Source organism: Streptomyces fagopyri, from assembly GCF_009498275.1.
GTDB lineage: Bacteria > Actinomycetota > Actinomycetes > Streptomycetales > Streptomycetaceae > Streptomyces > Streptomyces fagopyri.
The window spans coordinates 752,433-772,988 of the sequence record NZ_CP045643.1 but is presented as its reverse complement, the minus strand read 5'-3'; the positions used below and the strand labels follow the sequence as shown (position 1 = coordinate 772,988).

Sequence of the window (20,556 nt, the reverse complement as noted above, 5' to 3'; positions counted from 1 at the left end):
GAGGCTTTCCATGTCCTCGAAGCGACGCCGGAAGAAGAAGGCCCGCCGCAAGCACGCCGCCAACCATGGGCGACGACCTCAGTCCTGATGTCCGAGGAGTGGGACCGACGCGTGGCGGCACGTCCCGGGTCCGTCGTCGACGGACCCGGGACGCTCACAGCCGGACGACGACCAGGGCGATGTCGTCATGGGCGCCGCGTACGAGACCGAGATCGGCCAGCAGGGCGTCCGCCAGGCGCTCCGGACTCAGGAACCTGTGGTGCCCGAGGGCCTCGGTCAGCCGGGCCAGCCCCGCGTCGATGTCCTCGTCGCGGCGCTCGATGAGCCCGTCGGTGTAGAGGACGAGGGTGTCCCCGGGGCTGTAGGGCTGCCCCGCCTGGGGGCGGGGAACGTGCTGGGGCCGGGCCCCCAGGGGTGGGTCGACGGCGTCGTCCAGCAGCATGCACGCGCCGTCCGGGTGCACCAGTACGGGGGGTGGGTGACCCGCGTTGCTGTAGATGATCAAGTGGCTCCGAGGGTCCACCATCGCCTTGACGACGGTGGTGTTGAGAGCGCCTTCCAGCGAACGGGCGTACAGGCCCAGCACCTCAAGTGCCTGGGCGGGCCGCTCCAGCGCCCGGATCGCCGCGCTCAGGGCACTTCGCAGCATCCCCATGACGGCGGCCGCCTCCAGTCCGTGGCCTACGACATCGCCGACCGCCACCGCGAAACGGCCGTCCGCCAGATCGACCACGTCGTACCAGTCACCGCACACGTTGAGCGAACCGGCCGCGGGCAGATAGCGCACCGCCACGTCCTGATGCCGGGCGAGGTCGGGTGACTGGAGCATGGCCTCCTGAAGGGTGACGGCGACCTGCCGCTCGCGGGTGTGGGCGTTGCGCAGTTCCTCGTTCAGCCGTTGGAGTTCCCGCGCCCGGCCGTACAGTTCGGCTTCCAGGGCGTCACGCTCCGTCACGTGCCCCCCGGACTGTTTCGCGGTGGCGCGCGCCCGGATGAACGCGGTGACGTCCTCCACCCGGTGGATGATCCATGCCACCCGGCCGTCCTGCCCGACGATCGGTGTGTTGATCGGGGACCACCAGCGCTCCTCGAAGTGGCCGGGGTGGCCCATGACCGGGATGTCGTACCGCTGGAGCGCCATCGTGTCCGGCTGACGTGAGGCCAGCACCCGGTTCAGTGAGGCGCTCAGATTCCGCACACCGTCCGCCTCGGGTTCGTTCGGGTTGTCCGGGAAGGCGTCGAAGATGTACCGCCCGAGCAGGTCCTGTCTGCTCCGGCCCGTCGCCTCCAGATAGGCCTGGTTGACCTCCACGATCAGCAGGTCCCGGCCCAGCACCAGATAGGGACTCGGTGTGGCGGCGAACAGGGCCTCGTAATCCATCCCCATGCTCACCGTCTCCCTGTCCGTGCTCCTGCCGTTCGACCTGCTCCTTCACGCTACGGTCCACCCGGCCGGGGCGCTCCCCCAGCCCTCCACGGATCGTGGTGGCGTCCTGCCGGTGCGGGGGTGGTGGGCGGGGCCGGGTCGGCTCTCATGGCGTTCAATATTTGCGTCGATCCATTCGAATTTTGCGCACACTCATGGACTTCCTGCGTCGGCGCTTCTAGCCTTTTCGCGTCCGCGCACCCACGAACCCCGAAGGACGCATGACTGTGACTCCTTCCTCCCGACGCAGAACGCTGCGACGCGGCATGTCCGCCTCCGTGTCGCTCGTCCTGGCCGCGGCCGGCGCGATCGCCGCCGTGGCACTCTCCGCTCCCGCCGCCTCCGCGGCCGGGGTCCCCGCCCCCTCGCCCGTAGGCATCTCCGGCCGCGGTGCCACCGTGCCGTTCAAGGAACAGGAGGCCGAGTACGCCGCGACGAACGGCACACTGATCGGTCCGGACCGCCTCTACGGCCATCTGCCCTCCGAAGCGTCCGGCCGTCAGGCGGTGACACTCGACGCGACCGGCGAGTACGTCGAGTTCACGCTGACGGCTCCCGCGAACGCCATGTCGTTCCGCTACTCGCTGCCCGACAACTCCGCGGGCACCGGCCGGGACGCGAGCCTCGACCTGAAGATCAACGGCACCCAGCTCAAGTCCGTGCCGGTGACCTCCAAGTACGGCTGGTACTACGGCGGTTATCCCTTCAACAACAACCCGGGCGACACCAACCCCCACCACTTCTACGACGAGACCCGCACCATGCTCGGCTCCACGCTGCCGGCCGGGACCAAGGTGCGCCTCCAGGTGTCGTCCACGAGCGCGTCGCCCACGTTCACCATCGACCTCGCCGACTTCGAGCAGGTGGGCACGCCCATCGGCAAGCCGTCCGGAGCCCTGGACGTCGTCGGTGACTTCGGCGCCGACCCCACCGGCGCGGCCGACTCGACCGCCCAGATCCAGGCGGCGGTCGACGCGGGCAAGGCACAGGGCCGGACGGTCTACATTCCCCAGGGCACCTTCCAGGTGCGCGACCACATCGTCGTCGACCAGGTGACGCTGGCCGGGGCGGGCCCCTGGTACAGCGTGCTCACCGGCCGCGACCCGGTGAACCGGTCCAAGGCCGTCGGCGTCTACGGCAAGTACGCCAACCAGGGCGGCAGCAAGAACGTCACCCTCAAGGACTTCGCCATCATCGGCGACATCCGCGAACGTGTGGACGACGACCAGGTCAACGCCATCGGTGGCGCGTTGTCGAACTCGACGGTCGACGACGTGTGGATGCAGCACACCAAGTGCGGGGCCTGGATGGACGGCCCGATGGACAACTTCACCATCAAGAACAGCCGCATCCTCGACCAGACCGCGGACGGCGTGAACTTCCACATGGGCGTCACCAACTCCACGGTCACCAACACCTTCGTACGGAACACGGGTGACGACGGCCTGGCGATGTGGGCGGAGAGCGTGCCCAACGTCAAGAACAAGTTCACCTTCAACACGGTGATCCTGCCGATCCTCGCCAACAACATCGTCACGTACGGCGGCAAGGACATCACCATCTCCGACAACGTCATGGCGGACACCATCACCAACGGTGGCGGCCTGCACGTGGCGAACCGCTATCCCGGCGTCAACTCCGGTCAGGGCACCGCCGTTTCCGGCACCACCACGGCCGCCCGCAACACCCTGATCCGGACCGGCAACAACGACTACAACTGGCAGTTCGGGGTCGGCGCGGTCTGGTTCAGCGGTCTCAACGAAGCGCTGGACGCGACCATCAACGTCACCGACAGTGAGATCCTCGACAGCTCCTACGCCGCCATCATGAACATCGAGGGCGCGACGAAGGGGCTGCACTTCGAGAACGTCCGGATCGACGGGGCCGGCACCTACGCCCTGCAGATCCAGGCGACAGGTACGGCCTCCTTCACCAATGTCACGGCCACCCACATCGGCCAGTCCAATCCGATCCACAACTGCGTGGGTTCCGGCTTCGTGATCACCCGCGGCGCGGGCAACAGCGGCTGGTACGCGGACCCGCCGGCCTGCACCGGCACCTGGCCGGACCCGAAGTGGACCAACGGGGGAGTACCGGGCGGAGGCACCACGCCGCCGACCGACCCGCCCACCGATCCTCCGACGGACCCGCCGACCGACCCGCCCACGGACCCGACCGTGAACCTCGCCAAGAACCGGCCGGTCACCGAGACGAGTCACACCGACGTCTACCCCGCCTCCAAGGCCGTGGACGGCAACGCCGACAGCTACTGGGAGAGCGCGAACAACGCCTTCCCCCAGTCGGTCACCGTCGACCTCGGTGCCGCCAAGGCGGTGAAGCGGGTCGTCCTCAAACTGCCCCCGGCGACCGCCTGGGCCACCCGCACCCAGACCCTGAGCATCCTGGGCAGCACCGACAACAACACCTACACCACGCTGAAATCCTCGGCGGGTTACACCTTCGACCCGGCGAGCGGGAACACCACGACCGTCACCCTGCCCGGCTCCTCCACCCGCTATCTGAGGGTCACCATCACCGGTAACACCGGTTGGCCGGCCGCGCAGCTGTCGGAACTGGAGGCATACACAGGCTAGTTGAGGACTTCCCGGAACCCAGGTCCGTCGGTGCGACCCGACGGCCTCCAGGTGGGGACCGCCGCTTCCCGACAGGAAGCGGCGGTCTCGTCACCGGCCGGGCGGGATCACCTCACCCGGCGCTCCTGCGGGCCACGTAGACGGTGTTGGCGGCGGTCCCGCCCTGGAGCGGGTTGGCGAAATCGACCACGTGCGCGGAGGTCTCCGCGAAGACCTCCGCGAGTACCGAGCCGAACTCCTGGTCCGGCGGGTCGTTCGACCACAGCGCGAACACGCCCCCGGGGTACAGGAGTTCAGCCAGAGCGGTCAGACCCTCCCGGCCGTAGAGCGCGGCATGGCCGGGGTGCAGCACATGACGAGGTGAGTGGTCGACGTCCAGCAGGATCGCGTGGAACCGGCGCCCGGGAGTCTCCGGGTCGAGCCCGGGCGCGGCCTCGCCGATCGCGGCCCGCGCACCGTCCACGCGCGGACCGTCCGCCGGTACCGGGCCGCCCGCCGTCGCACTCCCCGCGGCCATCGCGAAGAAGTCGCCGCGCACCAGACGGCACCGCGGGTCCGACGCCAGGCCCGCGCCCAGCGGTACGAGGCCGCGCCGGTGCCAGTCGATCACCTCCGCCAGTGCGTCGACCACGATCAGTGAACCCACCCGCGGGTCGTCCAGTGCCGCCCTGGCCGTGTACCCGAGACCGAGACCTCCCACGACGACGTCGAGCGGACCCTCGCGCAGTTCCGCCAGACCGAGTCGCGCCAGCTCGACCTCACCGGCGGTGAAGAGGCTGGACATCAGGTACTCGTCGTCGAGCTTGACCTCGTACACGTCCTCCCCGGACTCCGGGTGCCTGCGACGGCGCAGACTGATCTCGCCCATGGGCGTAGCCCGCCAGTCGATCTCCTCGAAACGTGCGCTCATCCGGTGTTCTTCTCCGCTTCCTGGTCCGCTGCCGCGGGCGGATCGGGCCGCGCCGCAGGTAGGTACCGTACTGGTCGGAGCCGGGTGGCCGCGTACGGCGAGCACCTGCCGGGAGCGTGCCTTCGGAGGTGCCGGCGGACGCCGTCGCGCGGACGCCGCGCAGCGCCCGGACGGTCCGTCCCGCCCTTCCGCGTCCGGCACGTCCCGCCCTCTCCGCGTCCGGCGCAGCCCGTCGAGCCACGCTTTCGGCACGGACGCCTCCGCATCCGGGCAACTACACTGTGTTCATGGCGGACACGGTCAAGCCCGAGCAGACGATCAAGCCCCTCACCCCCGACGAGGAGGCGTTCCTGCGGGCGCTCGGCAGGGCGACGGCAAGCCTGTCACGAGCCGTCGACGCCGACATGCTCCTGGAACAACCGATCAGCGGCACGGAGTACACGGTCCTGATGCACCTCTCCGAGGCACCTGACGGCCAGCTGCGCATGAGTGACCTGGCCAACACGTGCGGAATGTCGGTCAGTGGCATGACCAGAGTGGTGAACCGCCTGGAGGCGCAGTCGCTCGTGCTGCGGAAGAGGTGCCCGGACGACGGACGAGGGTGGCTCGCTTCGCTGACCTCTTCGGGGTGGACGTGTCTGGAGCAGGCATGGCCCACGAATCTCGCGAGCCTGCGGCGCCATGTCTTCTCCCGCATGGAGGGATGCGACGTCGCCGCGGCCGCCCGGGTGCTGGAGCGCATAGCCCCGCAATAGCGCACGGCCTCGCGACGACCATACGGTCCAGGTCCACCTCGACCAGGGTGTCCCCCGCCCGGCCGCCGCGTACGCGGACGCCTCCCAACACCGCGTTCGCGGCGCGGAATTCGAGCAGTACCACGTTCGCCGCGTGGAGAACGGGCACTACCGCGTTCGCCGCGCGGAGACCGAGGCGACGAGCCACTCGGCCACCCGCGAAGCCGACGGCATGGCGGCTATCTCGTCCCGCAGGCGGTGCGCGGCGAGCGTGAAGCCGGGGTCGGCGAGCAGCCGGTCGAGCGCGGCGGTGACCTGCGCGGGGTGCCGGTCCCGGAGGGGCAGCGCCAGTCCCGCTCCGGTCGAGGCGAGGCGCTCGGCCTGACGCTCCTGCCCCACCGATCCCGGTACGACGACAGCGGGGATGCCTCTCGCCGCCGCACCGAACGTGATGCCCGGCCCTCCGTGATGCACCACGGCCGAGACGTTCTCCAGCAACTCCGCCGCCGGGGTGAAGGGGAGCAGTTCGATCCGGTCCGCTTGCGGACCGGGATCGACGACCGGGTCACCGCCCGTCGTGGCCACCAGATCGATGTCGAGCGCGCTCAGCGACCGGAGCACCGGACCCAGTCCCGTGGATGCCCCGGAAGCGGTGTCGAAACTGACGAGCACCCGCGGCCGGTTGCCGCCCGGTACCCGGCGGGTACGCGTCGCGCCGTCCGGGCCTTGGTGTGGTTCCGGCCGTACCGCGACCCGCTCACGCGGCGGCATCGGCAGCGCACCGCGACGCTGCAGGCTCGGCGGACAGAGGTCGAGCAGCCACTGGCCGGGCGGCACCTGCGACGGGATCTGGAGGCCGCGTTCGAGATAGCGGGCCCGCACCGTCGCGGCCAGCGCCCGCGCGGTTTCCGGTTCGAGCGCGGGAGCGACGGCCAGCGCCGCGGACGGCACCTTGAGCACGGCCGCGACGAGCGGGCCCACGAAGTCGAGGTGCTCGTGGACGATCAGATCCGGTTCCCAGTACCGAGCGCCGGCCAGCGCGTCGTCGAGGGAGAGGTCGACACGGGCCCCGGCGAAATACTCGCCGACCAGCTGCGACGTCGCGCTGAACAGGATGTCGGCACCGGTCCTGCGGGCGACTTCCCCGGTCACCTCCTGCGACGAGGGGCCGGAGAGCAGCAGCTCGAAGTCCTCCGGCGCGAGATGGGGGGCCATCACCTCGGGGGTCGAGAAGGCGACGGCGTGACCCTGTCCGCGCAGGGCTCGCGCCAGCGGGAACTGGGGGAGGAGATGTCCGATCAGCGGATTGCTGAAGAAGAGAATGCGCACGGTGGAAAACCCTCCTACGTGACTGTGTTCCGGGCCTGATCCGCGGCGGACGGCCCGCTGTTCCCCTGTCGCAGCGGGCCGTCCCGTCCCGCGGGGCCGGCCCCGGGCGGCACCGGCGGGCTGTACGGGCGGGCCCCGTACGGGCGCGTGACCGCCGGTCACCACGTGCCGACCGGGCTCGTACGAGAGGGGCCGACCGGGCGGGGCCGCCGAGAAGAGGTCGCGGCCCTCGCGTGCCGCCACGGAGTCAGCGACGGGTAGGGGCTGTCGTGCCGCTTCAGTGACCGGCGGTCAGGCCGCTCGCACACACCGGGGCGACCCGGTGGTCGTACTGGATCGTCTACATGGTCCTGGCGCCCACACCCGCGGAGGCCGGATTCCGGTCGACAACGTTGTCATGACCGTTGATGTGCTGTCGGTCCAGCGGCATGCGGAAGCGGTCGGCGAGGTACTTCACCAGTTCGGCGGTCCCCTCGTACGGCGCCTTGGTGTACGAACCGTCGGACGTGGTCGGGTGGGCACCGTGCTCGACGGCCGAGTCGGGTGAGGTGCTGCCACCGGTGGCCTGTGCCGTCAGCGGGGCGGCGACCGAGCCCGCGACAGCCAGTACGCCGACCGCCGTCATCAGGGCCCGGCGACGCCGCCGTGGCACAAGACGGCGTGCGGATTGGCTTCTTGCCATGTAAAGAACACCACATTCGATATGAGGGCGACTTCCGGCCGCCGTGCGGCGGCCGGCACCTTCGGAAGGCCCGCACTGTGCGACGCCCGACCGCCGGTCGCCTTGTCATCGAGTTCACCCGATCCGACGGGAACCCCCGGCCTCTCGGCCGCCGCCATACCCGATCAAGGTGACAAGCACGGCGTAAAGAGAGTCGGGGCACGGCCGGAATCCGGGAACTCACTCACCCCGCGAGCGGAATTGCCGGAAGCGTCTCGATTCCGGCTCCCCTCGCGCCCGCGCGGGCCGAATCGCGGATCACGGTCCCGTAGACACGAGTACCGGCACGGAGCAACCTCTCGACGCCGGGATTCCGGGCCCCGGGTGGACAGCGAACTCGAAAAGAAGGTCACGTCCCTGCCCGGGATCCTGTGGGTGGGGACCGTACCGAGTGGACCGGGGCGTGACGTGTCGCATGTACTTGCTGACGCAAGTAAGTAGATCAGAAGACCGGTGCATGATGCAAACAGGTCGCTCGGGCGTCTGCCGTGGCCGCAGCCGTACGCGGACATGGGGTTCACTCGCGTGAGGTGGAGGCCCGAAAGCCTGATGTGGGCCTCGAAGGTCCGATGCGACACGGTGACCCCGCGATGAAGGGATCACCGGCGCCCGATCACACAACTTGCACGGTCAAGCTTTGGGTGATCTAGTTGTTCGCCGAAGCAAGCATCTTGAATGCGGTGCGGAAACCGGAATCGAATCCGGTTCGTGGACGTACCTTCGTCCGCGCTCTGCCTTTCCGGGTCGTACGCTCCCGGATACGAAGGGGACACCGATGACCAGCTTTCCGGCGGCCCAGAGCATCAGGAGCTCGGGGTGCCGCCTCAGCTCGTGCGGGTTAGCCGGTCGGGCTGTCTGAGCCTCTTCGCCCTCGGCTCGGAGATCGGGTTCCGGACGCGCCGACATCGCCGTTCGTGACCTCTCAGCCGTCTGTACGACCCCTCGCGGAACCCGGTCCGGCACACGAACCGGTTCCGCGGACCCGACGCCATGAGCGCGGGGCAGACCCACCACCCGTCTGCCCGTCGTCCACCTGCCTCCCGATCGATCATCGGTACGAGCGGGGACGACCGCGGGGAACAGCACGAAGCGGCCGGTGATCCCTCGCCGCTCTCCATCCTTCGCAGTCCAGGCCGTGCCGCGCCCGCGCGGTCCGACAGCCTCCACACCCGGGAGCCGAGACGGCTCCGGCGGGCGCCTTCACATGCCCTCACATCGAACTAGGACGAACATTCTCATGGCAGACACGACCAGGCGGTCACTCCTCGGCATGGCCGGATTCACCACGGCCGCCGTCGCCGTGGCCGGTGCCGGCCTCCTCAACGGCAACCACTCGGTGAACGAGAAGCCCGTGGCGGCCGACATCCTGGAGGGGGTCGGAGAGCCGACATCCACCGGCCTGACACCGTTCAAGGACCCGCTGCGGATACCTCCCACGCTGCGGCCGCGCGGCAACGGCATCACCGAGATCGATCTCGTCAGCGGACGCGTGCGCCTGCACTCGCAGATGCCGGCCACCCGCCTGTGGACCTACGCGGGCCACTTCCCCGGCCCCACCATCGAGGTGCGCAGCGGGGACAAGGTGCGCGTCGCCTGGAACAACAAGCTGGCGGGCACCACACCCGTGAAGGCCGTTTGGGTGCACCCCGAAGGTCCCGGACCGGGGCTGCTTCCCTACAACCGCCCGGGTTCCGAGGGCGGTTTCTCCCGGCCGGAGGTCGAGGGCCTGACCGCGTGGACGACGGTCCACCTGCACGGCGGTCACCAGAACGCGCTGAGCGACGGGGCGGCCGAGTACGGAGTGACCGCCGGCAACGGGCAGTTGGCCGAGTACGCCAACGACCAGGCGGCGGCGCACCTCTTCTACCACGACCACGCGATGTCCGTGACCTCGTTGAATGTGGCCGCGGGCCTCATCGGCAACTACCTGGTGCGTGACAAGGAAGAGGCCGGACTCGGTCTGCCGCGGGGCGACTACGAGATCCCCCTCGCGATCCAGGACGTCAACTTCGACACGGACGCCAAGGGCCGTCTCACCGGACAGATCCTTGTCAAGCGGATCATCGGCGGGCCGGACGCACCGATGCCGGGCGCGATCCCGCCGGCGCTCGCGTCGCTCGGTCCGTTCACGATGGTCAACGGGGTGGTGTGGCCGCACCTCGACGTGGAGGCCCGCGCGTACCGGCTGCGCCTGGTGAACGTCTCGGGCGCCCGGGTCTACCGCCTGGCCGTCATCGACGAGGAGACCGGCGAGGTCGTACGGGGCGCCATGAAACTGGTCGGCACGGACCTGGGCCTGCTGGGCAGACCGCAGACGATCGACGAGGCGCTGTCGCTGTCGCCCGCGGAACGCGCCGACGTCGTCGTCGACTTCGCCTCCTTCCCCGGAAAGCGGCTCAAGCTCGTCAACACGATCGCCGGGCAGCGTCCCGGTGCGGCGCTGCCCGACTTCATGGTGCCGTTCCCGGAGGTCATGCAGTTCCGCGTCGAGAAGCGGCGGCACGCCGGCTACTCGCTTCCGACAACGTTGTCACCGTCTTTCCGCAAGCTCACGCCGGCCGGCGTACCCGCTGACGCCACCGAGCGCTTCGTCATGCTCGCGTTCGACAAGACCGGTGCCATGCCCCAACTGTGGGAGATGCGCGAGGCGGCGGCCGGCACGGCGCCCGGCGACGGGGTCGTGACGATCGCAATGCCGGGCGGGACAAGGACGTTGCGACGCACAGGCGTCATGTTCGAGGACACCACGACGTTCTTCGCGGCGTCCGGCACCTGGGAGAAGTGGCACTTCGTCAGCGTCGCGCCCGCGGGGGTGCCCATCTATCACCCGATGCACATCCACCTCATGAACTTCCAGGTCATCGACCGCCGTACGGTGGACGGTTCGGGCATGGACTTCGCCACCGGACGGACGACGAAGCCGATCACCCTCGGCGCGCCCGTGCCCGTCGCGCCGGAGGAGTCCGGCTGGAAGGACACCATCACCGTCAACGCCAACACCCTCGTCACCGTGGCCGGACGTCTGGCGGAGCAGACCGGCAAGGTGATGTACCACTGCCACATCCTGGACCACGAGGACGAGGGCATGATGCGGCCCTTCGTGATCATGCCGTCGGCCGTTCATGGAATCCATGACATGTTGATGGGGATGAACGGCGCCATGGGGATGAACCAGAAGGCGGGCGGGCACGCCGGGATGAAGATGTAGACCGGGTTCACACGCCCGCGCCGGATGGGCGGCTCGTCCCGGCCGAAGGGCCGGGGCCGGGCTGCCCGTACGGTGAGCTGACCTCGCCGGTGTCCGGATGCCGGGTGTCAGACGTCGTGTATTCCGTGACCCGGGGTGCCGCGTGGAGCCGGCCCCCGTCCGGGGGGCGGTGCGGTGGCCATGGCCGGAGGGGACATCGTCGCCGACGGTCCCACCCACGTCGTCGTGGCCTCACCGGCCTTCGCCGTCCGGCGGTCCCGGCCCTGGACCGCGGCGACCCGCGCGCACCTCACCTCCGTGGCGTGGCCGAGCGGTTCGTGACCGGCACCGGCTGCTCGGTGGCGGGCCGGGCGTGGCAACCGCACGGGGGTGCGGCTACCTGGAGGAGTGGTGAGCGAACATGGTGTCGAGAAGATCGTCCGGGACCTCCGTGTCCACCAGATCCTGGAAGGAACCAACGAGATCATGCGTGTTGTCGTCGCCCACGGCCTGACGGAGGCGTTCGGATGACCGGCGCCCATGACGCCGGGGCGGTCACCGGCGCCGACGACTCCGTGCTCCTGCGCACCGAGGGGCGTGCCGCGTACCTCACCCTCAACCGCCCCCGGGCGCTCAACGCGCTCACCCATGCCATGGTCCGCCGTATCGACGCCGCGCTGACGGTGTGGGAACACGACCCGGCCGTGGAGACCGTCGTCGTGACCGGCGCGGGGGAGCGGGGCCTGTGCGCGGGCGGCGACATCCGCGCGATCCATGACGACGCCAAGAACGGGGACGGCACGGCGTCGGCGGCCTTCTGGCGCGACGAGTACCGGCTCAACGCCCGTATCGCCCGCTACCCGAAGCCGTATGTCGCCGTGATGGACGGCATCGTGATGGGCGGCGGCGTCGGCGTCTCGGCCCACGGCAGCGTACGGATCGCCGGTGAGCGTTCCCGCATCGCGATGCCCGAGACGGGTATCGGCTTCGTCCCGGACGTGGGCGGCACCTACCTCCTCGCCCTCGCGCCCGGCCAACTCGGCACGCACCTCGCGCTGACGGGAACCGCGGTGGGCGCGGGCGACGCCCAGCTGTGCGGGCTGTCCGACCACTACGTGCCGTCCGGGTCCCTGCCACGCCTGGTCCAGGACCTCGCTCACGCACCGGTACGGGAGGTGCTGGGCCGACATGTCAGGCCCGCGCCGCCCGGAGAGCTCGCGGAAGCACGGGGATGGATCGACGCCTGTTACTCCGCCGCCACCGTCGAGGAGATCATCGGCCGCCTGCTGGACCACGGGGACAGTGGTGCCAAGCAGGCCGCGGAGACCCTGCTCGCCAAGTCGCCCACCGCGCTCAAGGTCACCCTCGCCGCGATGCGTGCGGCCCGCGGGCTCGGCTCACTGGAGAAGGTCCTGGACCAGGAGTACCGCGTCTCCTGCGCGGCGCTCACCGAACCGGACCTCGTGGAGGGCATCCGGGCCCAGGTCATCGACAAGGACCGCGACCCGCGCTGGTCACCACCGACGCTCGCCGAGGTCACCGACGCGGACGTCGCACGCTTCTTCACCCCGCTCGGCGAGCGCGAACTCGGCCTCGCCGCATCCGACATCACCCCCGAGGCTCCCTGGTGAGCGCCGTCGCGGTCGGTGGGATCGGGCACATGGGCGCAGCCACGGCCGCCAACCCGGTCATGACGGCCGATCGGATACGCGGCCGCGTCCAAGTCGTCCTCTCCCCGCGGGTGCCGGCCGCCCTCCACGTCCTCGACGCCCTGGAACTCGGCGACTTGAACGAGGTCGTCGCGGCCATCGACGAGAAGGAGCGCACGAGCGCCCCCGGCGACGAGGCGCGGGCCCGCTTCATCCACCGCTGACCCACAGGTCACGGCCGCCCGCCCTGCCCGGCGAGATGAAGATCACGACGGCTGGGACGGTCTTGGCCATGAACCCGACACGCGGTACGGTCAGTGCGATATCGACGACGGCATGGCGGAAGCCGGTGGAAATCCGGCACGGTCGCGCCACTGTGAACGAGACCCCCTCCTCGGGGGGTCTCTCAAGTCAGACCCGCAGCTGTCGTCCTGTGCACCACCGAGATGGGACGCGAACTCCCGAGGAGGTCCTGCCATGGCGCAGACCGTCGCTCCGCCGACAGCCACCCCGATCCCCGCCAAGCTGCCGATCGGCACGATCGTCCCCTGGGCGGTCTTCTTCGGCATCCTGATGCTGGTCCTGCTCTATTTCGTCGGTGCCGAGCAGGGCGCCACCGCCGTCGTCTCCGGCGAGGACGTCCACGAGTGGGTGCACGATGCCCGCCACCTCCTCGGCTTCCCCTGCCACTGACGAGGGGCACCGCGCACCCATGAACTCCGCAACTGTCAGAAATCTTCTCGTGCGGGGCATGCTCGCCGGTCTCGCCGCCGGTGTGCTGGCCCTCGTCGTCGCCTACTTCCTGGGCGAGCCCAGTGTCGACGACGCCATCGGATTCGAAGAGGCCCACGCCCCGGCACACGGGCACGAGGTCGAGATCGTCAGCCGTAGCCTTCAGTCCACCGGCGGCCTCGCCACCGGCGTGCTGATCTACGGCGTGGCCTTCGGCGGAATCGCCGCCCTCGCGTACTGCTTCGCGCTCGGCCGGGTCGGCCGCTTCAGCCCGCGCGCGACCGCGCTGCTGCTGTCCGGCTGCGCCCTGCTCGCGGTCTACGTCGTGCCGTTCCTGAAGTACCCGGCCAACCCGCCGTCCGTCGGCGATCCCGACACCATCGGCAAGCGCACGACGCTGTACTTCCTGATGATGGTGCTCAGTGTGCTTCTCGCGATCGCCGCCGTGATCATCGGCAAGCGGCTCGCACCCCGTTGGGGCACCTGGTACGGGACCGTCGCCGCGGTCGTCTTCTTCGCTCTCGTGATCGGAATCGCCTACGAGTTCCTTCCGGTCATCAACGAGGTCCCCAAGGACTTCCCGGCCACGTTGCTGTGGCGATTCCGTACCTCGGCCCTCGCCATCCAGCTCACCCTGTGGACCGGATTCGGTCTGGTCTTCGGTGAGTTGGCGCAGCGACTGCTGGCGCCGCGACCGGCGGCGGCCGTGGCGGCGGGAGCGACTCCCGTAACGAACTGACGCGTTCCCGCAGAGGTGACGCACCGAGAAGACGGCTGAGACACCGGTCGTCGATCACACGCAGAGGGCCCACCGGAACCGTCCGGGGGCCCTCTGCGTGTTCTCCCGGAATCCACGGCTCGGGAGACTGGCGGACGGCTCGGACGCCTTCCCGGTGGCGTGCGGGCGACGACGGCGACAGCGAGGGAGGAGGGGCGGCGATCCCGGGCGACCGGACGGCCACAACGGCGGTCGGCGCACTCGGTGGGCGCGAGATGGCGGCGCCTGCTCCTGAGGGCCGACGAGCGGCCCGTGTCGGCATCAGGCGGCCGGCGACCTGACGGGCGACGTCCGTCCCGCCTTCACGCCGGGCCCGTTCCCCGCTGTCTCAACGGCGCGGCAGCCGGGTCCACTTGAGATGCCGGCCGAAGGGTCGAGTACGTCCGGCAGGAGGTCTTCCGGCCGGTACGGCGGGACCACGCATCGGACGGCGTTCCTTGACGCGAACGCTGCCTGTCGCGGGGCCCCTGCCCCACTACGCCACGGTGTCCCGCACACTGCACCGCTCGCACCGACCGCGCCCCGGCCGGCTGCCCTTCCGCGGGGCGGCCCACCTCGCGCCGCTGGACCACGGCGACGGACTCGACCGTCGGTCGGCGGCAACCTGTCCGAACGGTCCACCGCGACCGGCTTCCCCGTCTCCCGGGCAGGTCGCGTCCGTTCTCCGTGGAGCGTCCGGGGCAGCCTCGGCCGCGGACGGAACGGCTGTCCGCAGCGGGGAGCGCCCCCGCTCCACCGTCGACCGAGGACCGACGAGAGCGACGGTACGTTCATTCCGCACCCGGGGGTCGGCCGTGCGCCGTGAGGACACGCCACAGAGGCCGCCGGCGTCCAAGTGGCCGCAATCACCGAACAGTTCAGGGGCCGCCGAGCACCACGGTCCGAGTGGAGTGGCGACGGAACGGGGCGGGCCCGTTGGTGCTGCCGGCCGGGCCGAGGAGAGTGGCGGGCGTGTGGGTCGGGGGCCGAGGCCCGTCGGCCGTACAGATGTCCACGCCGCGGGTGCGGTCGCCGGTCATCCCCTGTCCCATGGTCTCTCCCCAGGATCATGTGGCAACGAGGTGTGGAACGTGCAGGCCGAGGCTTCACGACGTACTGGTGTCCGACGCGGATCGTGGTCGCGTGATCACGGATCATAGCGTCCGCGCCGGGTCCGCCGGACACCGAAAGAGGGATCGCCCGGAACGGATCCGAAGGTGACTGCCAAGTGCGCGGCATCGCGAAGACGTCGGCCGACACCGTCCATGACCACCACACGGACCACCACCTGGGTCAGCGGCTCGTCCTGGACCGGCGCGACACCGTGACCGGCCTGATCGGCAGGGGCACGCGCACCGAGCGGGGCGCCCGGCACGTCCACGGCTCGCTCGTCACGGACGGGGAGGTACCGCCGGCCGATCCGGACCACGCGGGCGCGCGCCGAGTTCCGTTAACGCTGGTGTGAGGGAGCCCGGCGGAGGCCACCGCAAAGGTTCCTCCCGAGGTCAAAGGTGATGTCCGGGGCGTTTCCGGGACCGTTACCTGTTTGCCCCGTTGACACTCCGCATCTTCGCTACCTAGTGTCACGCCAACGTTCCGAATGCGTGGCGAGATTTCGAACGGTGAAAGGCAACCGTCGTGCGCATCAACGGAGTTGGCGCACGCCCGGTGGGTATGCCGTGGCGTGGGCCGACACGCGTCGAGGTGTACACCAACACAGGGATCGCCGAGGTCGGCAGGCCTTTGGCGGTGCTGGGTGACGCCGACGCACCGAGCGGCAATCTGCGAGACACGGAGGCTCCTGAGCACCAATCCCGGTACATGTGCCGAGCGACCTGGCCGGCGGCCGTCTCGTCGAGAGACGTCGGGTCCACTCCCGTGGTGATGCGCGCCAGGGCCTTCGAGGACCTCGGCTGCCACGGGCGGATCCACGAGGTCGCCGGGCCGGTCCGCCGCAGTGTGCCGCTCCGACCGAGGACCGGGCTGACCCGGTAGCCACGGATCTCGCCCTGTGGCCCAACTGTGAGATCTGGGCCGGGACACGGCGCGGTCGGCCGTATCCGCCCGGCCCCCAGTACCTTCCCGTAGTCATCTGATACCCCGTCATCTCCTCAACGACGAGAAGAACAAGGATCGATCATCATGCGCAACCGAAGAGCCGCCCTCGCCGCCCTCGCCGGTGCTGTTTCCGTCGCTCTCACCCTGTCGGCCTGTGGCAAGGACAGCAAGGACACCCCCGAGGGCGGCACGATCGGCATCGCGATGCCGACGCAGGCCTCCGAGCGCTGGATCGCCGACGGCAAGAACGTCGTCACGGACCTGAAGGCCAAGGGGTACAAGACGAAGCTGGTCTACGGCAACGACGACCCGAAGACCCAGGTCTCGCAGATCCAGGAGCTGATCACGCAGGGCGTCAGCGCACTGATCATCGCGGCCATCGACAACAAGTCGCTGAACAACGTGCTCCAGCAGGCGGCCGCCGCCAAGATCCCGGTGATCTCCTACGACCGGCTCATTCTCGGCACCAAGAACGTCGACTACTACGCCTCCTTCGACAACGAGCAGGTCGGCCGGCTCCAGGCCCGCTACATAGTCGACAAGCTCGGCCTGGAGGACGGCAAGGGGCCGTTCAACATCGAGCTCTTCGCCGGTTCCCCCGACGACAACAACACCAAGTACTTCTTCGACGGCGCGATGCACCTCCTGAAGCCGTACCTGGACAACAAGCAACTCGTCGTCCGGTCCGGTCAGACCGACCTGGCCGACGTGACGACCCTGCGCTGGGACGGGGCCACCGCGAAGAAGCGCATGGACAGCGTCCTCGCCCAGTGGTACGGGGCCAAGACGGTCGACGCGGTCCTGTCGCCGTACGACGGCATCTCCATCGGCATCCTGGGCGCGCTGAAGGCGGCCGGCTACGGGTCCGCGGCCAAGCCCCTGCCGGTCATCACCGGCCAGGACGCCGAACTCGCCTCGGTGAAGTCGATCATCGCGGGCGGCCAGTCGCAGACCGTCTACAAGGACACGCGTGAACTGGCGGACGTCACGTCGACCATGGTCGACGCCGTACTCACCCACCAGCAGGTGAGGGTCAACGACACCCGGACGTACGACAACGGCGCCAAGGCCGTGCCGGCCTATCTGCTGCAGCCGACGAGCGTCGACAAGTCCAACTACGAGGTCGCCCTGGTCGCGACCGGCTACTACACCGACGCCGACCTCAAGTAGCCGCGGCGCCGAGGCGCCGACCCTCGCGGACCGGTGCACCGAACCGGCGGAACGCGGACGGGTGTTGAGACGACGACTCCGGGATCCCGCGCGCCGGTGGCATGGTTCTCCGGCGTGTTGACGCCCGCGGCCGGGCCCCGTGCGTCCAGAGGCGCTTCGGTGGCGCCGCCGAACGCGACGGGTCCGGCCGCCCCGCGGTGGGACGGCCGGACCTGTCGCGCGTGACGGGGAGTTCTGCGGCGCGGACACCTCGGCGGTGAGCCGACCCGGTCCAGGGGCACCAGTGGAGACCGGGGGGGGGCATTCGCCGGCCGTTCAGCCGGACATCCGTCACCCGTTCACGCGGTCGGCCTCCACGTGGCGTACGAGGTCGAGTGCCCTGCCCAGCGTGGTGAGCCGGGCGTCGAGCGTGTCCCCGGCGGGGTAGAAGCGGACGGTGTCGACACCGGCGGCGCGCCAGACGCGGAGCCGCTCACGCACCATGTCCTCGGTGCCGATCAGCGTCGTACCGAGCACCATCTCGTCCGTGACGAGGCCCGCCGCGCCGTCCCGGTCACCGGCTTGCCAGCGCCCGTGGACCTCCGCGGCGATCTCCGCCCAACCCTGCCTGCTGTAGGCATCGTTGTAGAAGTTCGTGGTCGCGGAACCCATCCCGCCCAGGCTGAAGGCGAGTTCCTTCTTCCGGCCGGCCACCATCGCGCGCAGCGCGTCCTCGTCCTCGGCGAAGGCCACCTCGGCGCCCTGGCAGACATCGAGGCTCGACCGCGTACGTCCACCGGCGGCGAGTCCCGCGTCCAGGTGGTCGAAGTAGGCCTCCTTGGCGCCCTCCGGGACGAAACTCGTTCCGAGCCAGCCGTCCGCCACTTCCCCGGTGAGTTTCAGCATCTTCGGCGACAGGGTGGCCAGATAGACGGGCAGGTCGTATTCGGCGCGCATCGACATCCGCATGGGCCGCGCCCCGCCGCCCGGGAGCGGAATGGTGAACTCCCGTCCCTCGTAGGCGATTTTCTCGCCCGCCACCGCCTGCCGGACGATGTCCACCGTCTCCCGCATCCGCGACAGGGGACGCGCGAACGGAACACCGTGCAGGCCCTCGATCACCTGGGGGCCGGAGGAGCCGAGGCCGAGGAGGAAGCGCCCCTCGGAGATGGCGGAGAGCGTGATGGCCGCACGGGCGATGGCGGTCGGGGTCCGGGTCGCGAGCTGGATGATCCCGGAGCCGAGCAGCATCCGCTCGGTACGCGCGGCCAGGTAGCCCAGTGGGGAGGGGGCCTCGGAACCCCAGGCCTCCGCCACCCAGCAGATGTCCATGCCGAGCTTCTCGGCCTCCACCACGAAGTCGACGGTCTCGCTCCAGCGGCCGGTCGATGCCTCGATCGTCGTAGCCGTACGCATCACGCACCGGCCCCTTCCGTGTCCTCGGCCAGCTTCTTGATGGCGTCGACCGTGCCGGCCATGCTCCGCTCGAACTCCCGCAGCCGTACGAACACGATCTTCTGTTCCTTGTCCGGCATCCGGTCGATCGCGAAGGACAGCCCCGAACGGCCGGGGCCCATCTGCATCCACTGGGTCAGTTCGGTACCGGTGTTCGCGGCCTCAAGAGTGAACCGCCAGACGGAGCTGGGGAGTTGCGGATTCGCGACCGCCCAGGCGAACACGTGGTCCTCCTCGTACTCCACGACGTACGAAGTGGTCTCCCACTCGCCGAGCGACTCGTGCCTGCTGCGGCCGGTGAACCGGGCGCCCAGGGCGGGGGCCGTGACCTCGCCCAGCCAGTGGACCGACTGCAGTTCGGCGCTGAGCCTCGGCATGAGATGGATGTCGGAGACCAGCTCCCACACCCGCCGGGGCGGGGCCTCGATCCGGGTCCGGGCCTCGACCGTCGGCCTGTCCGCGTAGCGCGCGCCCGTCCACTCCATGGCTCGCTCGGCCTTCCTCTCGGTTTCCGCCGAAATTCTCCCCCGAAGGGGCCCTGAGCTTGAGAGTTGCGTAGATAGACTCACCTGTCAAGGAAGAGCGGACCCGCTTTGCGGGGTGGGAGACGGAGACTTCGGGTGGTCGGACGCGGGTGTCCGGGGAGCCGGTCAGGCCGTGAAGCGTCGCCGGATGTCGGGGCGTTCGGCGAGGTGCGGGGGGTAGCCGGGGCCGAGGCGGGGGTGGGTGTCGTCCGCCGTCATGGGTTCCCCGCAGTCGGCGCAGACCACCTCGGCGGCGCTCTCGTGCCCACAGACGTCGTGGTGGAAGACCACCGGTGGTCCCTGCTCACCGCTGAGCCAGCGGTCGCCCCAGCTGTTCATGGCCGCCAGCACACCGAAGAAGTCGCGACCCATGTCGGTGAGGACGTAGTCGTAGCGCACCGGTTCGTGCTGGTAGGCCCGCTTCTCCATGAGGCCCTCGTCCACCAGCCGCCGCAACCGGGCGGTCAGGGTGTTGCGGGCGATACCCAGCTCCTGCTGGAAATCGTCGAACCGCTTGATCCCGTAGAACGCCTCCCGCAGGACCAAGGGCGTCCACCAGTCGCCGAGCAGATCCATCGTGCGCGCGATGGAGCACGGCCAGTTCGCAAAGGATGTCCGCCTCATGGGCCCAGCATACGAGGGTCTCACCATAGGACCCAGCAGTTCGAAGGGTGATGGCCGGGCTGCGACCGTACCCGGTCACCGCACCGGTCCGAGCTTGCCCGCGGCCGGCACACCCAGCCGTCCGGCCCGCGCGACAGGCGATGCCACTGACGCCGCCGCGCGCGGGTGCGGACGCGCTGCCGCCGACCGGCGGTGGGTGGCGAGGTCACCGCCGTCGCCAGGCGTGGTCACCGGACGCAGGCGGTGCGGCTGACCCACTGGGCCAGCGTGAGCCGCCTGGTCACGGCCGCGCGCGCCGGGTTGCGCCGGCGGATCGGCACGTGGGCGCATTCGCGACGGTCGGCGACGCGCGTCCGCCTGTTCGCGTCTCGTTCGCAGACCAGGGCTTCGAGGAGGAGGGACAGGTGGGCGGGCACGGCCGCGAGACGGTCGTACTCGTCCCGGCAGGGGCCGCCACAGGTCGTCACGTGCGCGGCGACCGCGCTCGCGTCGTCCGGGCCGAGGGCCTGGAGAGCGTGTCCGGCGAGGAGGTCACGGATCGTGCCGCATTCCTTGATCGAGGTGAGCATGATCGGGTGTCCTTTCTGTGCTGGGTGGTGTGCCGCCCTGTGCGGGAGCCTCGCCACCTGGAGGTTCACGCTTTCACTTTCGCCCACGGACCCCTCCCGGCACATCGTCCCCACGCAGCGAATCCCGGCTACCACGAG

18 protein-coding genes, 1 pseudogene and 1 riboswitch are annotated in these 20,556 nt (G+C 69.9%); of the genes and pseudogenes, 11 read left to right on the top strand and 8 right to left on the bottom strand.

Going from position 1 to position 20,556, the window contains the following annotated elements:
• Nucleotides 1-154: 154 nt before the first annotated feature.
• Nucleotides 155-1,387, bottom strand: a complete 1,233-nt coding sequence (locus GFH48_RS03250; protein ID WP_407698606.1) for a PP2C family protein-serine/threonine phosphatase — start codon at nt 1,385-1,387, stop codon at nt 155-157.
• Nucleotides 1,388-1,647: 260 nt separating this feature from the next.
• On the opposite strand from GFH48_RS03250, the gene GFH48_RS03245 reads away from it, so the two are divergent.
• Nucleotides 1,648-4,020: a galactose-binding domain-containing protein gene (locus GFH48_RS03245; protein ID WP_194280480.1), complete on the top strand. Its 2,373-nt coding sequence runs from the start codon at nt 1,648-1,650 to the stop codon at nt 4,018-4,020.
• A gap of 112 nt (nt 4,021-4,132) precedes the next feature.
• On the opposite strand, the gene GFH48_RS03240 is transcribed toward GFH48_RS03245, so the two are convergent.
• Entirely contained in the window at nt 4,133-4,930 is a 798-nt protein-coding gene (locus tag GFH48_RS03240) for a polyamine aminopropyltransferase (RefSeq protein WP_153286782.1), read from the bottom strand.
• Nucleotides 4,931-5,217: 287 nt separating this feature from the next.
• Here GFH48_RS03240 and GFH48_RS03235 point away from each other — a divergent pair, with 287 nt between their 5' ends.
• The gene (locus tag GFH48_RS03235; RefSeq protein ID WP_153286781.1) at nt 5,218-5,685 is read left to right on the top strand and encodes a MarR family winged helix-turn-helix transcriptional regulator; all 468 of its coding nucleotides are present in this window, start codon (nt 5,218-5,220) and stop codon (nt 5,683-5,685) included.
• Nucleotides 5,686-5,832: 147 nt separating this feature from the next.
• On the opposite strand, the gene GFH48_RS03230 is transcribed toward GFH48_RS03235, so the two are convergent.
• On the bottom strand, nt 5,833-6,993 hold the full coding sequence (locus tag GFH48_RS03230) for a glycosyltransferase (RefSeq protein ID WP_153286780.1): 1,161 nt from the start codon (nt 6,991-6,993) through the stop codon (nt 5,833-5,835).
• Between the two features lie 340 nt (nt 6,994-7,333).
• A complete protein-coding gene (locus GFH48_RS03225) occupies nt 7,334-7,675 on the bottom strand; it encodes a hypothetical protein (RefSeq protein WP_153286779.1) in 342 nt (113 codons plus the stop codon).
• Nucleotides 7,676-8,951: 1,276 nt separating this feature from the next.
• Between GFH48_RS03225 and GFH48_RS03220 the strand changes: the two genes are divergently transcribed.
• The 9 genes and pseudogenes from GFH48_RS03220 to chvE all read left to right on the top strand — a co-directional run bounded on the left by GFH48_RS03220 (nt 8,952) and on the right by chvE (nt 17,267).
• The gene (locus tag GFH48_RS03220; RefSeq protein WP_228120325.1) at nt 8,952-10,922 is read left to right on the top strand and encodes a multicopper oxidase family protein; all 1,971 of its coding nucleotides are present in this window, start codon (nt 8,952-8,954) and stop codon (nt 10,920-10,922) included.
• A gap of 180 nt (nt 10,923-11,102) precedes the next feature.
• Nucleotides 11,103-11,243, top strand: a complete 141-nt coding sequence (locus GFH48_RS38965; protein WP_228121471.1) for a hypothetical protein — start codon at nt 11,103-11,105, stop codon at nt 11,241-11,243.
• Nucleotides 11,174-11,432 (top strand): annotated as a pseudogene (locus GFH48_RS38960) (acyl-CoA dehydrogenase family protein); the annotation flags it as partial. The gene GFH48_RS38965 and the pseudogene GFH48_RS38960, both read left to right, overlap by 70 nt.
• Nucleotides 11,429-12,532 (top strand): enoyl-CoA hydratase/isomerase family protein, encoded by a 1,104-nt coding sequence (locus GFH48_RS03210; protein ID WP_153286778.1) that lies wholly within the window; start codon nt 11,429-11,431, stop codon nt 12,530-12,532. The pseudogene GFH48_RS38960 and the gene GFH48_RS03210, both read left to right, overlap by 4 nt.
• 29 nt (nt 12,533-12,561) lie before the next feature.
• Nucleotides 12,562-12,774, top strand: a complete 213-nt coding sequence (locus GFH48_RS03205; protein WP_153286777.1) for a hypothetical protein — start codon at nt 12,562-12,564, stop codon at nt 12,772-12,774.
• 73 nt (nt 12,775-12,847) lie between these two features.
• Nucleotides 12,848-12,992: riboswitch (cobalamin riboswitch) on the top strand.
• Between the two features lie 35 nt (nt 12,993-13,027).
• The gene (locus tag GFH48_RS03200; protein WP_148014965.1) at nt 13,028-13,243 is read left to right on the top strand and encodes a CbtB domain-containing protein; all 216 of its coding nucleotides are present in this window, start codon (nt 13,028-13,030) and stop codon (nt 13,241-13,243) included.
• 19 nt (nt 13,244-13,262) lie between these two features.
• Entirely contained in the window at nt 13,263-14,021 is a 759-nt protein-coding gene (locus GFH48_RS03195; protein ID WP_153286776.1) for a CbtA family protein, read from the top strand.
• Nucleotides 14,022-15,267: 1,246 nt separating this feature from the next.
• Nucleotides 15,268-15,504 carry a hypothetical protein gene (locus tag GFH48_RS03190; protein ID WP_153286775.1) on the top strand — a complete coding sequence of 79 codons (237 nt, stop codon included), beginning with the start codon at nt 15,268-15,270 and terminating at the stop codon, nt 15,502-15,504.
• A 677-nt stretch (nt 15,505-16,181) separates the two neighbouring features.
• Nucleotides 16,182-17,267: a multiple monosaccharide ABC transporter substrate-binding protein gene (chvE, locus tag GFH48_RS03185; RefSeq protein ID WP_153286774.1), complete on the top strand. Its 1,086-nt coding sequence runs from the start codon at nt 16,182-16,184 to the stop codon at nt 17,265-17,267.
• Between the two features lie 330 nt (nt 17,268-17,597).
• On the opposite strand, the gene GFH48_RS03180 is transcribed toward chvE, so the two are convergent.
• The 4 genes from GFH48_RS03180 to GFH48_RS03165 all read right to left on the bottom strand — a co-directional run bounded on the left by GFH48_RS03180 (nt 17,598) and on the right by GFH48_RS03165 (nt 20,418).
• Nucleotides 17,598-18,662: an LLM class flavin-dependent oxidoreductase gene (locus tag GFH48_RS03180; RefSeq protein ID WP_153292695.1), complete on the bottom strand. Its 1,065-nt coding sequence runs from the start codon at nt 18,660-18,662 to the stop codon at nt 17,598-17,600.
• Nucleotides 18,662-19,186: an SRPBCC family protein gene (locus tag GFH48_RS03175; RefSeq protein WP_153286773.1), complete on the bottom strand. Its 525-nt coding sequence runs from the start codon at nt 19,184-19,186 to the stop codon at nt 18,662-18,664. The genes GFH48_RS03180 and GFH48_RS03175 overlap by 1 nt, the downstream gene beginning before the upstream one ends.
• Nucleotides 19,187-19,351: 165 nt before the next feature.
• On the bottom strand, nt 19,352-19,849 hold the full coding sequence (locus tag GFH48_RS03170) for a winged helix-turn-helix transcriptional regulator (RefSeq protein WP_153286772.1): 498 nt from the start codon (nt 19,847-19,849) through the stop codon (nt 19,352-19,354).
• A gap of 227 nt (nt 19,850-20,076) precedes the next feature.
• Entirely contained in the window at nt 20,077-20,418 is a 342-nt protein-coding gene (locus GFH48_RS03165; protein WP_153286771.1) for a zf-HC2 domain-containing protein, read from the bottom strand.
• Nucleotides 20,419-20,556 lie beyond the last annotated feature (138 nt).

What these genes read in the sequence shown, in the direction of transcription:
- GFH48_RS03250 (WP_407698606.1), bottom strand. Translation starts at nt 1,387, where the DNA reads ATGGGGATGGATTACGAGGCCCTGTTCGCCGCCACACCGAGTCCCTAT.
- GFH48_RS03245 (WP_194280480.1), top strand. Translation starts at nt 1,648, where the DNA reads ATGACTGTGACTCCTTCCTCCCGACGCAGAACGCTGCGACGCGGCATG.
- GFH48_RS03240 (WP_153286782.1), bottom strand. Translation starts at nt 4,930, where the DNA reads ATGAGCGCACGTTTCGAGGAGATCGACTGGCGGGCTACGCCCATGGGC.
- GFH48_RS03235 (WP_153286781.1), top strand. Translation starts at nt 5,218, where the DNA reads ATGGCGGACACGGTCAAGCCCGAGCAGACGATCAAGCCCCTCACCCCC.
- GFH48_RS03225 (WP_153286779.1), bottom strand. Translation starts at nt 7,675, where the DNA reads ATGGCAAGAAGCCAATCCGCACGCCGTCTTGTGCCACGGCGGCGTCGC.
- GFH48_RS03220 (WP_228120325.1), top strand. Translation starts at nt 8,952, where the DNA reads ATGGCAGACACGACCAGGCGGTCACTCCTCGGCATGGCCGGATTCACC.
- GFH48_RS38965 (WP_228121471.1), top strand. Translation starts at nt 11,103, where the DNA reads ATGGCCGGAGGGGACATCGTCGCCGACGGTCCCACCCACGTCGTCGTG.
- GFH48_RS03210 (WP_153286778.1), top strand. Translation starts at nt 11,429, where the DNA reads ATGACCGGCGCCCATGACGCCGGGGCGGTCACCGGCGCCGACGACTCC.
- GFH48_RS03205 (WP_153286777.1), top strand. Translation starts at nt 12,562, where the DNA reads ATGGGCGCAGCCACGGCCGCCAACCCGGTCATGACGGCCGATCGGATA.
- GFH48_RS03200 (WP_148014965.1), top strand. Translation starts at nt 13,028, where the DNA reads ATGGCGCAGACCGTCGCTCCGCCGACAGCCACCCCGATCCCCGCCAAG.
- GFH48_RS03195 (WP_153286776.1), top strand. Translation starts at nt 13,263, where the DNA reads ATGAACTCCGCAACTGTCAGAAATCTTCTCGTGCGGGGCATGCTCGCC.
- chvE (WP_153286774.1), top strand. Translation starts at nt 16,182, where the DNA reads ATGCGCAACCGAAGAGCCGCCCTCGCCGCCCTCGCCGGTGCTGTTTCC.
- GFH48_RS03180 (WP_153292695.1), bottom strand. Translation starts at nt 18,662, where the DNA reads ATGCGTACGGCTACGACGATCGAGGCATCGACCGGCCGCTGGAGCGAG.
- GFH48_RS03175 (WP_153286773.1), bottom strand. Translation starts at nt 19,186, where the DNA reads ATGGAGTGGACGGGCGCGCGCTACGCGGACAGGCCGACGGTCGAGGCC.
- GFH48_RS03170 (WP_153286772.1), bottom strand. Translation starts at nt 19,849, where the DNA reads ATGAGGCGGACATCCTTTGCGAACTGGCCGTGCTCCATCGCGCGCACG.
- GFH48_RS03165 (WP_153286771.1), bottom strand. Translation starts at nt 20,418, where the DNA reads ATGCTCACCTCGATCAAGGAATGCGGCACGATCCGTGACCTCCTCGCC.